Here is a 13,828-nt window from a genome sequence, read left to right as displayed (position 1 = left end):
CCTCCTGGGGGCCCCCCCCGTTCCCCCCGCCGCCCGGGGGGGCCCCGTGGGGAATTCTTATCCCCTCGGGGCCCCCATCCCGGACCGCCGCACCCCCGCCGCGAGCCCGGCTGACCGCGGGAGCCTCCGCGCACCGGCGGACGCGACCGCTGCCGAGAAGCCTCATTGACACGTCCGCCATCTGGGTGACATGATTCCGGAACCGCCTGGAAACGTTTCCAAACCATCTAGAACGTAGCTTGGAAACGTTTCCAACCACGGTATCCGCACCGCTGCTCGCTGTGTCCGACTGGGAGGGACGATGACGTCAACCCGAGCCACGCTGATCCAGGTGGCCGAGCGCGCTGGCGTGTCGCTGGCTTCGACCTCGCGCGCACTGCACGGGACCGGCGCCAGCAAGGCGATGGTCGAGCGTGTGCGGGCCGCCGCGGCGGAACTCGGGTACAGCGCGGACGCGATCGGGCGGTCGTTGCGGTTGAAGAAGACCTCGCAGATCGCCTTCGCGGTGGCTGACATCGGCAACCCGGTTTACGTCGAGATCATGCGCGGCATCCACGAAGTGCTTGCGCCGCACGGGTATCGCGTCGTAGTGATGTCCACTGGGGACACCGCGGCGTCGACCGCCGAGCTGATGCGCAGCCTGCACGGCGGGTTCGTCGACGGCATGATCGTGATCCCGCTGCGCACCGACGACGAGCTGATCGAGCAGATCGGCCAGGCCCCGGTGCCGGTCGTGGTGATCGGCCGGGCGATGAGCGACCGCGGGATCAGCTCGGTCTCCACCGACTCCGCCGCCGGGATCGGCGCGGCGGTGCAGCACGTCGTTTCGCTGGGCCGCCGCCGGATCGGTTTTCTCAACGGGCCGCTCGACACCACGCCGGGCTCCTCGCGGCAACGCGGGTTCGACGAGGCGGTGTCCGCGAAGGACTTCGCCGCGGAGCGGACGGACGTCGAGGTCGCGGCCGATTTCACGGTCGCGGCGGGGATCGAGGCCGCCCGGAAGCTGCTGGACCGTCCGCAACGGCCGGACGCGATCGTCGCGGCCAACGACCTGCTCGCCATCGGAGCGATCCGCGCCGCCCGGGAATTGGGGCTCGGCATCCCGCGCGACGTCGCTGTCACCGGGATGGACGACACCGAACTCGGGCAGGTCTTCCTGCCCCGGCTGACCAGCGTGTCCCTCGGTTCGGCCGAGCGCGGGCGCGCCGCCGCCCGGCTGATGCTCGGGCTGGCCGACGACGCGGACGCTCCCGCTCGGCAGATCTCGGTCGGGACCGAGCTGTTCGTCCGGGAGTCCACCATGGACCAGACTGGGGAGAACGCGGAATGACCACTGCGACCCGGCCGCGGGCGGCCGTCCCCGCTCCCCCGCCGCGCCCGAAGAAGACCACGCAGGCGCGCACCCGCCGGCGCGAGGCGATCGCGCTGGTGATGCCGTCGCTGATCCCGATCCTCGTGCTGTCGGTGGCCCCGCTGGTGATCGGCATCGTGCTGGCGTTCACCGACACCCGGCTGGTGCGGCATCCGGACTTCGGCTTCGCCGGGATCGACAACTTCGTCCGCCTCGGCGGGAACTCGCTGTTCTGGGACTCGCTGCGGATCGGTCTGATTTGGACGGTCGGAGTGACCGTCCTGCAACTGGCCGCCGCGATGGGGCTGGCACTGTTGCTGAACTCCGGGCTCAAACTGCAGGGCCTCACGCGGGTGCTCGCGCTCATTCCCTGGGCAATGCCGCCGGTGGTCGTCGCGATCATGTGGCAAATGATTTACTCGGCCAACGGCGGTCCGCTGAACGCATTCCTCGGCAGCATCGGATTACCGGACGGGATCAACTGGCTCGGCGATTTCAACACCGCCCTGCCCGCGGTGATCGTGGTCGGCGTGTGGGTCGGCATGCCGCAGACCACCGTGACGCTTCTCGCTGGCTTGCAACAGATTCCCGCTGAACTGCACGAAGCGGCAGCGGTGGACGGAGCGGGTGCGTGGCGGCGCTTCACCGCGGTGACCTGGCCCAGCATGCGCCCGATCGTCAGCTCTATTACCTCGTTGAATTTCATCTGGAATTTCAACTCGTTTTCGCTCGTTTACGTGCTCACCGCGGGCGGCCCGGGCGGCAAAACCATGGTGCCGGTGCTGTTCGTCTACCTCGAAGCGTTCAAGAACCGCGAAATCGGCTACGCGGCGGCGATGGGGCTGGTCCTCGTCATCGTGGTCGTCGCGCTGCTCGCGATCTACCTGCGGTCGCAGTTCCGCGGCGACCGCCCGGAAAGGGGGCGGTGATCCATGCGCTGGTCCGTGCGCCCCGCGCAGTACCTGGCTCTCGTGCTGTACCTGCTGTTCCTCGGTTTCCCGCTGCTGTGGCTGATTTCCGCGTCGGTGAAGTCGTCGGCGGAGCTGAACTCGCTGTCGGTCAACCTGATCCCGAGCGACTGGCATTGGGACAACTACGGCGAAGCGCTCTCCCGGCAGGGCCTGCTGCATTCGGCGTTCAACAGCCTGCTGGTCGCACTGGCCAGCACCGTGCTCGCGATCCTGATCTCGGTGCCCGCCGCCTACGTGCTGGCGCGGCTCAAGGGAAAGCTGCGCATCGCGGGCGTCACCTGGATCCTGGTCAGCCAGGTGTTCCCGGTGGTGCTGGTGATCCTGCCGCTGTTCCTCGTGCTGCGGACGCTCGGCCTCGCCGACAGCCTCGTCGGGCTGACTCTCGTGCACACCACCTACATCCTCCCGTTCGCGCTGTGGATGCTGCAGGGCTACGTGGCGGCGATCCCGGTGGAACTGGAGGAGGCCGGGGCGATGGACGGCGCGAACCGGTTCACCGTGCTGCGCACGATCGTGTTCCCGCTGCTGGCCCCGGGCGTGGTCGCGACGGCGATGTTCAGCTTCGTGTCGTCGTGGAACGAGTTCTTCTTCGCGCTGGTGCTGCTGCAGACGCCGGAGAACTACACGCTGCCGATCACGCTCACCATGTTCATCGGCGGCGAGGGCAAGGTCGCCCTCGGCCCGCTGGCCGCGGGCGCCGTGCTCGCGGCGATCCCGAGCATCGCCTTCTTCAGCCTCCTGCGGAAGAAACTCACCGGCGGCCTCATGGCCGGGGCGGTGAAGGGATGAGCCCCCACCCCATCGGAAAAAGTTCGAAAGGTCGGTCGATGAAGACACGACGCGCGGCAGTCGCCGCCAGCCTCGCCCTCACCAGCCTGCTCGCCGCCGCGTGCGGCAGCAGCGGCGACAGCGCGGACGGCGGACCGGTCACCCTCACCTTCCAGTCCCTGTCCGACCAGCCCGCCGCGATCGCCGCCACGAACAAGATCGTCGGGGCGTGGAACCAGGCGCATCCCGACACCCAGGTGAAGGTCGTGCAGGCAGGCTGGGACAGCGCCTACGACAAGCTGATCACCCAGTTCAACGCGGGCACCGCGCCGGACATCGTGCACTACGAGGCGGCCGGGATCGGGCCGTTCGCGGCCGACGGCTACCTCGCCGACCTTTCCTCTTACCTCAACGACCAGAAGCGCGCGGACATCCCGAAGGGCGTGCTCGATTCGGTGACCGTGGACGGCAAGGTCGTCGCCTACCCGACCGAGCTGCAGTCCTATGTGGTCTTCGCGAACAAGAAGCTGCTGGAGCAGTCCGGCGCGCAGGTCCCGACCGGCGAGACGATGACCTGGGACCAGCTGCGCCAGCTGGCCAAGGCCGCCACGAAGGACGGCAAGTACGGCCTCGGCTGGGGATTGTCGAGCCCGACCGCGACGTTCGTGGCGATGGCCCCGGCGTTCGGCGGCAAGTACTTCGAGGGCACCGGCGACCAGGCGCAGATCAGCGTCGGCCAGGGCGAAATGGCGCTGCCGCAGCTGGTGCACGACATGAACGCGACCGACCATTCGATCCTGCCGGTGACGCTGACCCAGTCCGGCGGGAAGGCGCTGGCCCCGTTCTACGCCGGCCAGGTCGCGATGACCGTGCAGGGCTCGTACCAGGCGGCGAACATCGAGAAGGACGCGCCGAAGGACCTCGACTGGGTCGCGCTGCCGCCGATCGCCGGGCCGGCCGGGCCGGCGCAGGCGGCGAACCCGCAGACGCTGTCGGTCAACAAGGATTCCAAGCACGTCGAGCAGGCCGCGAAGTTCCTGGACTTCTTCACCAGCACCGAAAACCTCGCCGCGCTCAACGAAGCGGACACGCTGATCCCGGCGAGCAACTCCGCTCGCGAAGCGCTGGACAAGAAGCTCAGCGCCAAGAAGGGCTGGAGCACCATCCTGGCCTCGGGCAAGTACCTGACCTCGGCGCCGTATCTGTTCGCCGGGAAGTACGCGCAGTGGAAGGACACCGTCGCGACGCCCGCCTACCAGCGCTTCCTGGCGAACCAGATCGACGCGAACACGCTGGCGCAGCAGCTGAAGGACGGCTGGAAGAGCGTCGGCAAGTGACCGCCGCGCCGGGACCGCGACACGGGTCCGGTCCCGGCGCGCACGACAGGCGCGGGCGGACTGCCCGCGCCGGGGAAACGAAGGGACGCAAGCCGGTGACCTGGCTGGAGGACCGCGCGGTGGCAGTGATCACCGGCGCGGCAGTGGGGGACGCGCTCGGCGGCGCCACCGAAGGGTGGACGCCCGAGCAGATCGAGGAGCGCCACGGCGGCCGGGTGACCGGGATCGTTCCGCCGTGGTACCCGAACTGGCGGGACGCCCGCCCGATCGCGCCGTACCACAAGGGCGACGGGCACATCACCGACGACACCTTGATGACCCGGGCGATCGTGGAGGTGTACGCGAAGCGCCGCGCGCACCTCGACGCGTACTCGATGGCCGAGGACCTGGTGCCGCTGATGATCGGCGAACCGCGCTGGGTGCCGGAGCTGGAGTCGACGGCGCTGTTGCTGCAGCGGGTGTTCCTCGCCGAGAAGTGGATCGTCGCGAAGCTGCACTACGGCCACGTCGACCCGCGCGAGGCGGGCGTCGGCAACATCGTGAACTGCGGTGCGGCGATGTACATCGCGCCGGTCGGCGTCGTGAACCCGGGCGATCCGCAGGCGGCGTACGCCGAGGCGATCGACCTGACCGCGCCGCATCAGTCGAGCTACGGCCGGGAGGCCGCCGGGGTGCTGGCCGCGATGGTCGCCGCTTCGGTCGCGCCGGGTGCGGGGCTGGACGACATCGTGCGGGCCGCGCTCTCGGTTTCGCACGACGGGACTTTGGCGGCGTTGCAGGCTGTGGTCGACGCCTTCCAAGGGTGGAACGCCACGCCCGAGAACGACGACGAGGAGCGTGCGCTGGCGCGAAAGATCCGGGAGGTCGTCGCGCCGTTCGATTCGGTCGGGCCGGAGTACCGGCAGATGTCGATGGACGCACGGCGGCCGTCGCGGACCAAGGCGATCGAGGAATTGCCTGCCGCGCTGGGGTTTGTGCTGGGACATCAGGGCGATTACCGCGGCGCGGTGCTGGCTTCGGTGAACTACGGCCGGGACGCGGACTCGATCGCGTCGATGGCGGGCGCGCTCTGCGCCGGGCTCGGCGGGGCGGCTTCGGTGCCGGACGAGTGGATCGATCCGATCGGCAAGGCCAGCAAGATGGATCTGCGCGAAACCGGGCGGCTGCTCGCGTCCGCCGCGACGGACATCGTGAAGGCGGACCGGGCGCGCGTCCAAGCGCGGCTGGCGGCTCTCGACGCGCTGGCCGCGGCATGAGGCTGACCTGGGCTCAGCCCGAAGACCTGCTCGCGCACGAGTTCGTCCAGTCCGCTGTGGAGGGCAAGGACGTCACCTCGGTGCGGGAGCGCTGGATCGCCGCCGGCGGCGATCCGGTGCCCGCGGTGAGCGGGGCAGGACCGCGGCCGGCGCCCCCAGCGTTGCGGGCGCTGGCCCGGACGCTGCTGGACGAACTGGCCGCGCTCCCCGCCGCTCCGTCGCCCGGAGAACCGGACGACTGGGACGCGATCGTCGCGCTGCTTCCGGCCGCGCCGGTCCTCCCCCGGCCCGCCGCGGACCGCACGCTCGGCGCGTGGACCGGCCGGGCGGCGGGGTGCCTGCTCGGGAAGCCGGTCGAGAAGATCCCGCGCGAGGGCATCGAGGAAATCCTGCGCGCGACCGGACGCTGGCCGCTCGACCGCTGGTTCACCGCGGTCGGCCTGCCGGACGACGTCGCCGCGCGGTGGCCGTGGAACCGGCGGTCGGCGCCGACTTCCCTCGAGGAGAACATCTCCGGAATGCCGGAGGACGACGACCTCAACTACCCCATCCTCGCGCTCACGCTGCTGGAACGGCACGGCCGGGACTTCACGGCCGACGATGTCGCGCAGCTGTGGCTGGAACAGCTTCCGGCCGGGCGGGTGTTCACCGCCGAGCGCGCCGCGTACCGGAATCTGCTGGACGCGCGGCCGGTGCCGGAGACCGCGACGCATCTCAACCCGTTCCGCGAGTGGATCGGCGCGTTGATCCGGACCGACGTCTTCGGCTGGGTCTCCCCCGGCGACGTCCGCGGCGCCGCTCGGCTTGCGTGGGTCGACGCGCGGCTCAGCCACACCCGCAACGGCATTTACGGCGCGATGTGGGCGGCGGCGCTCGCTTCGGCGGCGATGGTGTGCGACTCCGTCCACAGTGTCCTCGACGCGGCGGAAACTGTTCTGCCGCCGGGCAGTCGGCTGGCGTCGGCGGTGCGGTTCGGGCGGGAAGCCGCAGCCAGCGGTTCGATTCGGGACGGGCTCGACCGGCTGCACGCTCAGTACGGCGACCTGCATTGGGTGCACGTGCTGAACAACGCCGCGGTGATCGCGTACGCGCTGGCTCGCGGCGACGGGGACTTCGGGCAGAGCGTGTCGATCGCTGTCACGGCTGGCTGGGACACGGATTCCGCGGCCGCGACGGTCGGCGGGGTGGTCGGGGCGCTGCTGGGCGTGGACGGAATCGGCGAACAGTGGACGAAACCGCTCGACAACCGGATCGCGACCTCGTTGCCCGGCGGCGAGCAGCGAATCACCGACCTCGCCGCGCGGACGGCCGGGGCGGCGCGATGACCGGGCGGGTGGCCGTGGCCGGGTCGGCGAATGTCGATCTGGTGGTCGACGTCCCGCGGCAGCCGCGCGGGGGCGAGACCGTTCTCGGCGGCGAGCTGCGGCGCAGTCCTGGGGGCAAGGGGGCCAACCAGGCAGTCGCCGCAGCGCTCGCCGGTGGCGCGGAGACGACGTTTCTCGGAGCGTTCGGTACTGACGACGGCGCGGACTTTCTGCTGGCGTCGCTGACGAAAGCCGGAGTGCGGACGGATCTGGTGTCGCGAGTGGACAGTGCCACCGGGACCGCGTTCATCATGGTGTCGCCGGACGGCGAGAACTCCATTGTGGTCGCGCCGGGGGCGAACTCGCGGCTCACGCTTGCCGAGCCGCAGCTGGAACGGATCGCCGCAGCGGACGTCGTGCTCGCGCAGCTGGAGATTCCGCTGGAAACTGTGCGCGCGGCAGCTCGCGGTCGGCGAAGCGGCGCGCTGATGGTGCTCAACGCCGCGCCTTCCCGGCCTCTGCCGGATCTTGACCTTGATGTGCTGATCGTCAACGAGCACGAGGCTGCGGACCTGGCTGGAACGTCGGGCACTCCCGAGGAGCTGGCCCGGATTCTGCAGCAGCGCGCACCCGCGGTGGTGATCACGCTCGGCGCGGCCGGGTGCGTCGTGGCGGAGCAGGACATCGCGCACCTGCCTGGTTTCCTGGTGTCCCCAGTGGACACCACCGGAGCCGGGGACACGTTCTGCGGTGTGCTCGCGGCGGCACTGGCCGAGGGCCGTCCGCTCCGCGAAGCCGCCGAGCGCGCCGGGGCCGCCGCCGCGCTCGCCGTCACCCGGCCCGGCGCGCAGTCCGCCGTGCCGACAGTCGCAGAGGTCGCCGAATTCGCGACCGGAGGAAACGCCCGATGACCTACGTGTTCGACCCGCTCGTCCCGCGCCCGATCGACCAGCCGACCGAGGTCCCGCTCGGCGCGCCGCTCACCCCCGAGCAGCTTGCCGCGCTGGACGAGGCCAAGATCTTCGTCGGTCCGGCGAACCCCGCCGACCGCGCGGAATGGCGGGCGCGGCTGGAGCAATGGCGTGCCGACGCGCGCGAACGGCACAGCTACCACGGCCGGGCCTACGACCGGCCGGAAGCCGAGTGGGCCGCCGGATGCCACACGGTCGCGCAGATATGGCTGTGGGACGAATTGCTGTATTCGTTCGAGGAGCACCGGTTCACGCCGGAACGGTTCCTCGCCGACGCGCACCAGCGGTTCGGCGGCCTCGACGCGGTCGTGCTGTGGCACGCGTACCCGGTGATCGGCCTCGACGACCGCAACCAGTGGGATTACTACCGCGACGTGCCTGGTCTCGGCGAGCTGGTCGAGGTGTTCCATTCGGCGGGCGTGCGGGTGTTCGTGGACTACAACCCGTGGGACGTCGGGACGCGCCGGGGCGGGGACGACGCGGCGGAACTGTCCGCGGTGCTGGCCGGTTTCGGTGCGGACGGCGTCTTCCTGGACACCTTGAAGAAAGCCGATCCGGCGCTGGTCGAGCAGCTCGAACGCGCGCGGCCCGGGGTCGTGCTGGAGGGCGAGTCGAAGCTGCCGGTCGAGCGGATCGAGGACCATTCGGCGTCGTGGGCACAGTTCTTCGCCGATTCGCCGGTGCCGGGCGTGCTGCGTTCGCACTGGTACGAGCGGCGGCACATGCAGCACCACGTGCGGCGGTGGCACCGCGACCACACCGAAGAATTGCAGTCGGCGTGGCTGAACGGCGTCGGCGTGATGGTGTGGGAAGTCGTGTTCGGCGTGTGGGTCGGCTGGTCTCAGCGGGATGCCGCGACGGTGCGGCGGATGGTGACTGTGCAGCGTGCGGCCGGTGACCTGCTGCGCGAGGGCGAGTGGACGCCGTTGGCCCCGTTGACCGCCGAAGCCGAAGCGGCTGGGGTTTACGCGTCGCGATGGGAACTCGGCGACTGGACACTGTGGACGGTCGTCAACCGCGGCGAGTCGGACTATCTCGGTCCGGTCGTGGACGGGCCGGTGATCGACCTGTTCGCCGACGGCCGCGTGCCCGCGCGCGGGATCTCGGCGTTGCTGCGGGTCGCGGACGGAGCGGCGGAGCCGTCGTGGCTGTCGCGAGTGGCCACCCTGCCGCACGATCCCGACGCCCGCTTCCCGCACCGGCTCGCCGTGCGCCGGGAACCCGAGCCGACGAGTGGTTCGCCAGACGACGACGCGGTCATCATGCCTGCCGGGCCGTACGTGCTGACGGTCCGGTACCGCGGCCGCGAGACCGGGATGTACCAGGGCGCGCCGTATGTGGACGAGTGGAAACCGCTGCCGCCACGGCTGCACGACGCCCGGACGCTCCAGCGGGACGGTTCGCTGGCGTCGCCGGTCGCGGTCGCGGCCGCCGAAGTGACGAACGGCGAGTTCGCGGAATTCCTTGCTGCCACTGGCTATCAACCGGCCGAGCCGCATCGGTTCCTCGCACACTGGGTCGACGGCCGGCCTCTCGCCGAGGACGAGCCGGTGACCTTTGTGGACCTCGACGACGCCCGCGCGTACTGCGCGTGGCGCGGCGGCCGGTTGCCGACCGAGGACGAATGGCAGCTCGCCGGGGAGACCGGCGGGCTGCGGCGCGGCACGCCCGCGGTGTGGAACTGGACCGAAAGCGAACACTCCGACGGGAGGACCCGGTTCGTGATGCTCAAGGGCGGCAGCGACTACCGCGCCGAGGGTTCCGAGTGGTACGTCGAGGGCGGCCGCCACGCTCCGGACTACAGCGTGAAGCTGCTGCTGCCCGGACTGGGGCTGGCGCGCGGCGCGACCGTCGGGTTCCGCTGCGCCTGGGACGTGACGCGATGACCGTGTCGAGGGAGGCGTCCGCCGGGGCGCTGGCCGGGCTGCGGGTCGTGGACGCGTCGACGCTGTTCGCCGGACCGATGGCCGCGATGCATCTGGGCGACATGGGCGCCGAGGTGATCAAGGTCGAGCACCCGTCGCGGCCGGACCCGTCGCGCACGCACGGGGTGGCCAAGGGAGACGTCAACCTGTGGTGGAAGACGTTGGGGCGCAACAAGCGCACCGTCACCGCGAACCTGGGCAGCGACGGCGGACGCGAGGTGTTCCTGGCGCTCGCCGAGACCGCGGACGTGGTGATCGAGAACTTCCGTCCGGGCACGCTCGAACGCTGGGGGCTCGGCTACGAGGAACTGTCCGCGCGGAATCCGCGGCTCGTGCTCGCCCGGGTGACCGGGTTCGGCCAGTTCGGGCCGTACTCCCCTCGTCCTGGTTTCGGCACGCTCGCCGAGGCGATGAGCGGCTTCGCCGCGGCCACCGGCGAACCGGACGGCCCGCCGACGCTGCCGCCGTTCGGGCTCGCCGACGGGGTGGCGTCGCTGGCCACCGCGTACGCGATCATGGTCGCCCTCGCCGGGCGCACTGCCACCGGACGCGGCCAGGTCGTGGACGTCGCGATCATCGAACCGATTCTCGCCATGCTCGGACCGCAGATCACGCGGTGGGACCAGCTCGGCACGGTCCAGCCGCGCACCGGCAACCGGTCCACGAACAACGCGCCGCGCAACACCTATCGCACGAGCGACGGGCAATGGGTGGCGGTGTCGACGTCGGCGCAGTCGATCGCGGAACGCGTGGTGCGGCTGGTCGGACGACCGGAACTGGCGGACGAACCGTGGTTCGCGACCGGCGCGGACCGGGCGGCGCACGCCGACGAACTGGACGAGGCTGTCGGCGGCTGGATCGCGCGGCACACCCGCGACGAGGTCGTGGCCGCGTTCGAGGAGGCGCAGGCCGCGGTCGCGCCGATCTACGACGCGGCCGACATCGTCGCCGACCCGCAGTTCCGCGCGCTGGGCACGATCCACGAGATCGAGGACCCCGAACTGGGCACGACCTTGATGCAAGGGCCGCTGTTCCGGTTGTCGGACAACGACGGCGTCATCGGGTTCACCGGACGGCCGCACGGCGCGGACACCGACGACGTGCTCGGCTCTTTGGGCTTCACTGCTTCGCGAATCGCTGAGCTTCGGGAGGAGGGAGCGGTATGACGCCCGCGCTGACCCTGCTCTACGTCCCGGCGGACCGGCCCGATCGCGTAGCCAAGGCGCTCGCATCGGACGCCGATGTCGTGCTGGTCGATCTGGAGGACGCCGTCGCGCCCGCGCAGAAAGATGCCGCGCGGGACAACGCGATCCGGCTGCTGGCCGACGTTCCCGCAGCGCGACCGGTGCAGGTGCGGATCAACCATCCGGACACGCCATGGCACGCGGCGGACGTGGCCGCGGTCGCCGCGCTGCCGACTTGGGTCGGGGCGCGGCTGCCGAAGGTCGAGAGTTCGGTGGACGTCCGCTCGCACGCCGATGCGTTGCCGGGACGGGAATTGCACCCGCTGATCGAATCGGCGCTCGGGGTGGAGCGAGCATTGGAGATCGCGCTCGCCTCCCCGCAAATCGCCTCGCTCGGGCTCGGCGAGGCGGATCTGCGGTCCGACCTGCGGCTCGCCGACGAGGCCGGGCTCACCTGGGCGCGCAGCCGGATCGTGAACGCCGCCCGCGCCGCCCGCCTGCCGCCGCCGGTGATGTCGGTGTACGCGAACGTCCGCGATCTCGACGGCCTGGCGGAAAGCTGCCGGGCCGGGCGAGCGCTCGGCTTCCGCGGGCGGACGGCGATCCACCCGACGCAGCTGCCGACGATCCGCGCGGCATTCCTGCCGACCGCGGAAGAGGTCGCGCGGGCCCGGGAGGTGCTGTCCCGAATGGACGGTGCCACTCAGGCCGGTGTGGGCGCGATCGCGCTCGCCGACGGGACCTTCCTGGACGTCGCCATGCGGGACCAAGCCTTGGCCGTGCTGGCGCTCGTGTCGGACTAACCCTTGTCCGCGGAAACCAGCCGCAGCAAGGGATCGAAGCGAGCCGGGCCCTCGGCCGTCAGCTGCACCGGCTCCGCGACCGGCTGATATCCCGTCACTACGACGGTGTACTCGCCGGGGAACAGATCGTCGACGGCGTAGTGGCCCGCCTCGTCCGTGACGGTCACCCGCCGGACCTGGCCCTCGGCGTCCAGCACCGCGACCTGCGCGCCCGGGAACGGACCGCGGATTGCGTGCACGGTGCCGGTGAGCCGGACCGACCGCGCCAGTTCAACGTCCTCGCGCACCGGCTCGGCACCTACCTGGACATGCCGCGCCACCGGCTCCTGGCCGCCCGCCCGGACCCGCAGCAGATAGGCGCCCGCCGGGGCGTCCAGGGCGAAAGTGTTGTCCGCGCCGGTGGTGGTGCGGCGCACTTCGTGGGTTTCCAGGGACGTCAAGGACACCGAGGCAGTTTCGGCGGGAGCGAGACCGCTCACCGCGCCGGAAACCGCCGCGGCCGGTGTGCTGGCGCTTTGCAGCGTGGCGCGGTTTTTCCGGGTCCGGGACAGCAGCACGTCGACGACGCCGAACAGCAGCGCGAGCACGACCAGCGCGGTCGAGCCGATCAGCCCGAGGGCGGTCGCGGAGTGGTAGTCCCCGTGCGATCGGCCGAGTTCGCCGAAGAACAGCGATCCGCCGAGCGCGGTGCCGACCGCCGAGCCGATCCGCTGGCCGGTCTGCAGGACCCCGGCCGCGGTGCCGCCTTCCGCGGGCGGGACCTCCTCCAGGGCGAGCGTCGAGTTCGGCGAGATCACCAGCCCGCTGCCGAACCCGCCGACGAACAACGGCGCGGCCAGCACGAACGCGGTGTTCGCGCCGGAGTAGTCGCGGACGAGCCACGCGGTCGCGGCGAGCCCGATCGCCACGAGCAGCGTGCCGAGGACCACCATCGGCCTGCCGAACCGGTGCACGAGCCGCCCGCCGATGGCCGGGGAGATCGCCGAGCCGATCGCGAAAGCCAGCATCGCCGCGCCGGCCTGCAGCGCCGTGTAGCCGAGTCCCTGCTGGAAAAACAGCGTCAGGACCAGGAAAATCCCGGTGAACCCGGCGAAATAGACCATGCCGAGCGCGGAGCCCATCGAATAGCTGCGGACGGTCAGCAGCTTCAGGTTCACCAGCGGCTGCTTGCCGCGGTTGCCGAGCCAGCGCTCCCACAGCACGAACAGCACGAGCAGCCCGGCCGCGACGCCCATCAGCCACCAGCGCGGCGACGCCGCCTGTTCCTCTTCCTCGATCAGCGGCAGCATCACCAGCACGACCGCCACGCCCAGCAGCATGCTGCCGACCAGGTCCGGCGTCCGCTTCCGGCCGCTGCGCGCGTCCTTCGGCAGCAGCCGCAATCCGAACAGGATCGCCAGGATCCCGATCGGGAGGTTGACGTAGAACACCCAGCGCCAGCCCTGGTCGACGCCGATCCCCTGGATCAGCAGACCGCCCAGCACCGGCCCGATCGCGGTGGACAACCCGACCGTCGCCCCGAACGCGCCGAACGCCTTGCCGCGCTCGCGGCCGGAGAACAGCTGCTGCATCAGGCCGATGATCTGCGGGTTCAGCAGCCCGCCCGCGACGCCCTGGCCCAGCCGAGCGACGACGAGCCAGGTCGCGTTCGGAGCCGCGCCGCACAGCACGCTGGCCGCCACGAACAACGCCAGCCCCAGCAGGAACATCCGGCGGCGGCCGTAGTCGTCGCCGAGCCGTCCCGACGGCACCAGCGCCAGGCCGAAGGTGAGCGCGTAGCCGGACACGACCCACGAGACGTCCGCGGGCGTCGCGCCGATCCCGTGCTCCATCGAGGGCAGCGCGACGTTGACGATGCTGACGTCGAGCAGCGTCATGAACCCCGCGATGAGGCACACCCACAACGCGCGCCAGCGCTGCGGATCGGGCTCGGGCGAAGGAGAAGAATGCACGGACCG

11 protein-coding genes are annotated in these 13,828 nt (G+C 70.9%); 10 read left to right on the top strand and 1 reads right to left on the bottom strand.

Annotated elements, in window-relative coordinates; translation table 11 throughout:
- Positions 1 to 301 precede the first annotated feature (301 nt).
- The 10 genes from ACWGIC_RS35965 to ACWGIC_RS35920 all read left to right on the top strand — a co-directional run bounded on the left by ACWGIC_RS35965 (position 302) and on the right by ACWGIC_RS35920 (position 11,870).
- Complete coding sequence (locus ACWGIC_RS35965; RefSeq protein ID WP_452080389.1) at positions 302 to 1,330, top strand: LacI family DNA-binding transcriptional regulator; 1,029 nt, start codon at positions 302 to 304, stop codon at positions 1,328 to 1,330.
- Complete coding sequence (locus tag ACWGIC_RS35960) at positions 1,327 to 2,280, top strand: carbohydrate ABC transporter permease (RefSeq protein WP_452080388.1); 954 nt, start codon at positions 1,327 to 1,329, stop codon at positions 2,278 to 2,280. Before ACWGIC_RS35965 ends, ACWGIC_RS35960 begins: the two co-directional genes overlap by 4 nt.
- 3 nt (positions 2,281 to 2,283) lie before the next feature.
- Complete coding sequence (locus tag ACWGIC_RS35955) at positions 2,284 to 3,111, top strand: carbohydrate ABC transporter permease (protein ID WP_452080387.1); 828 nt, start codon at positions 2,284 to 2,286, stop codon at positions 3,109 to 3,111.
- 38 nt (positions 3,112 to 3,149) lie between these two features.
- Positions 3,150 to 4,427, top strand: a complete 1,278-nt coding sequence (locus tag ACWGIC_RS35950) for an ABC transporter substrate-binding protein (RefSeq protein WP_452080386.1) — start codon at positions 3,150 to 3,152, stop codon at positions 4,425 to 4,427.
- 95 nt (positions 4,428 to 4,522) lie between these two features.
- Positions 4,523 to 5,683, top strand: a complete 1,161-nt coding sequence (locus ACWGIC_RS35945) for an ADP-ribosylglycohydrolase family protein (protein WP_452080385.1) — start codon at positions 4,523 to 4,525, stop codon at positions 5,681 to 5,683.
- Complete coding sequence (locus ACWGIC_RS35940) at positions 5,680 to 7,008, top strand: ADP-ribosylglycohydrolase family protein (RefSeq protein ID WP_452080384.1); 1,329 nt, start codon at positions 5,680 to 5,682, stop codon at positions 7,006 to 7,008. Before ACWGIC_RS35945 ends, ACWGIC_RS35940 begins: the two co-directional genes overlap by 4 nt.
- Entirely contained in the window at positions 7,005 to 7,898 is an 894-nt protein-coding gene (locus ACWGIC_RS35935) for a ribokinase (RefSeq protein ID WP_452080383.1), read from the top strand. The genes ACWGIC_RS35940 and ACWGIC_RS35935 overlap by 4 nt, the downstream gene beginning before the upstream one ends.
- Positions 7,895 to 9,844 (top strand): SUMF1/EgtB/PvdO family nonheme iron enzyme, encoded by a 1,950-nt coding sequence (locus ACWGIC_RS35930; protein WP_452080382.1) that lies wholly within the window; start codon positions 7,895 to 7,897, stop codon positions 9,842 to 9,844. The genes ACWGIC_RS35935 and ACWGIC_RS35930 overlap by 4 nt, the downstream gene beginning before the upstream one ends.
- A complete protein-coding gene (locus ACWGIC_RS35925) occupies positions 9,841 to 11,049 on the top strand; it encodes a CaiB/BaiF CoA transferase family protein (protein WP_452080381.1) in 1,209 nt (402 codons plus the stop codon). The genes ACWGIC_RS35930 and ACWGIC_RS35925 overlap by 4 nt, the downstream gene beginning before the upstream one ends.
- Complete coding sequence (locus ACWGIC_RS35920; RefSeq protein ID WP_452080380.1) at positions 11,046 to 11,870, top strand: HpcH/HpaI aldolase/citrate lyase family protein; 825 nt, start codon at positions 11,046 to 11,048, stop codon at positions 11,868 to 11,870. The genes ACWGIC_RS35925 and ACWGIC_RS35920 overlap by 4 nt, the downstream gene beginning before the upstream one ends.
- Here ACWGIC_RS35920 and ACWGIC_RS35915 read toward each other — a convergent pair.
- Positions 11,867 to 13,822, bottom strand: coding sequence for an MFS transporter (locus tag ACWGIC_RS35915; RefSeq protein WP_452080379.1), 1,956 nt, complete (start codon positions 13,820 to 13,822; stop codon positions 11,867 to 11,869). The genes ACWGIC_RS35920 and ACWGIC_RS35915 overlap by 4 nt on opposite strands.
- Positions 13,823 to 13,828: the final 6 nt, after the last annotated feature.

This window comes from Amycolatopsis sp. NPDC054798 (assembly GCF_053611505.1).
This window is presented reverse-complemented; position numbering and strand designations above follow the sequence as displayed.

Bases quoted from the DNA above. Each gene is read 5' to 3' on its own strand.
- ACWGIC_RS35965 (WP_452080389.1), top strand. From the start codon at position 302: ATGACGTCAACCCGAGCCACGCTGATCCAGGTGGCCGAGCGCGCTGGC.
- ACWGIC_RS35960 (WP_452080388.1), top strand. From the start codon at position 1,327: ATGACCACTGCGACCCGGCCGCGGGCGGCCGTCCCCGCTCCCCCGCCG.
- ACWGIC_RS35955 (WP_452080387.1), top strand. From the start codon at position 2,284: ATGCGCTGGTCCGTGCGCCCCGCGCAGTACCTGGCTCTCGTGCTGTAC.
- ACWGIC_RS35950 (WP_452080386.1), top strand. From the start codon at position 3,150: ATGAAGACACGACGCGCGGCAGTCGCCGCCAGCCTCGCCCTCACCAGC.
- ACWGIC_RS35940 (WP_452080384.1), top strand. From the start codon at position 5,680: ATGAGGCTGACCTGGGCTCAGCCCGAAGACCTGCTCGCGCACGAGTTC.
- ACWGIC_RS35935 (WP_452080383.1), top strand. From the start codon at position 7,005: ATGACCGGGCGGGTGGCCGTGGCCGGGTCGGCGAATGTCGATCTGGTG.
- ACWGIC_RS35930 (WP_452080382.1), top strand. From the start codon at position 7,895: ATGACCTACGTGTTCGACCCGCTCGTCCCGCGCCCGATCGACCAGCCG.
- ACWGIC_RS35925 (WP_452080381.1), top strand. From the start codon at position 9,841: ATGACCGTGTCGAGGGAGGCGTCCGCCGGGGCGCTGGCCGGGCTGCGG.
- ACWGIC_RS35920 (WP_452080380.1), top strand. From the start codon at position 11,046: ATGACGCCCGCGCTGACCCTGCTCTACGTCCCGGCGGACCGGCCCGAT.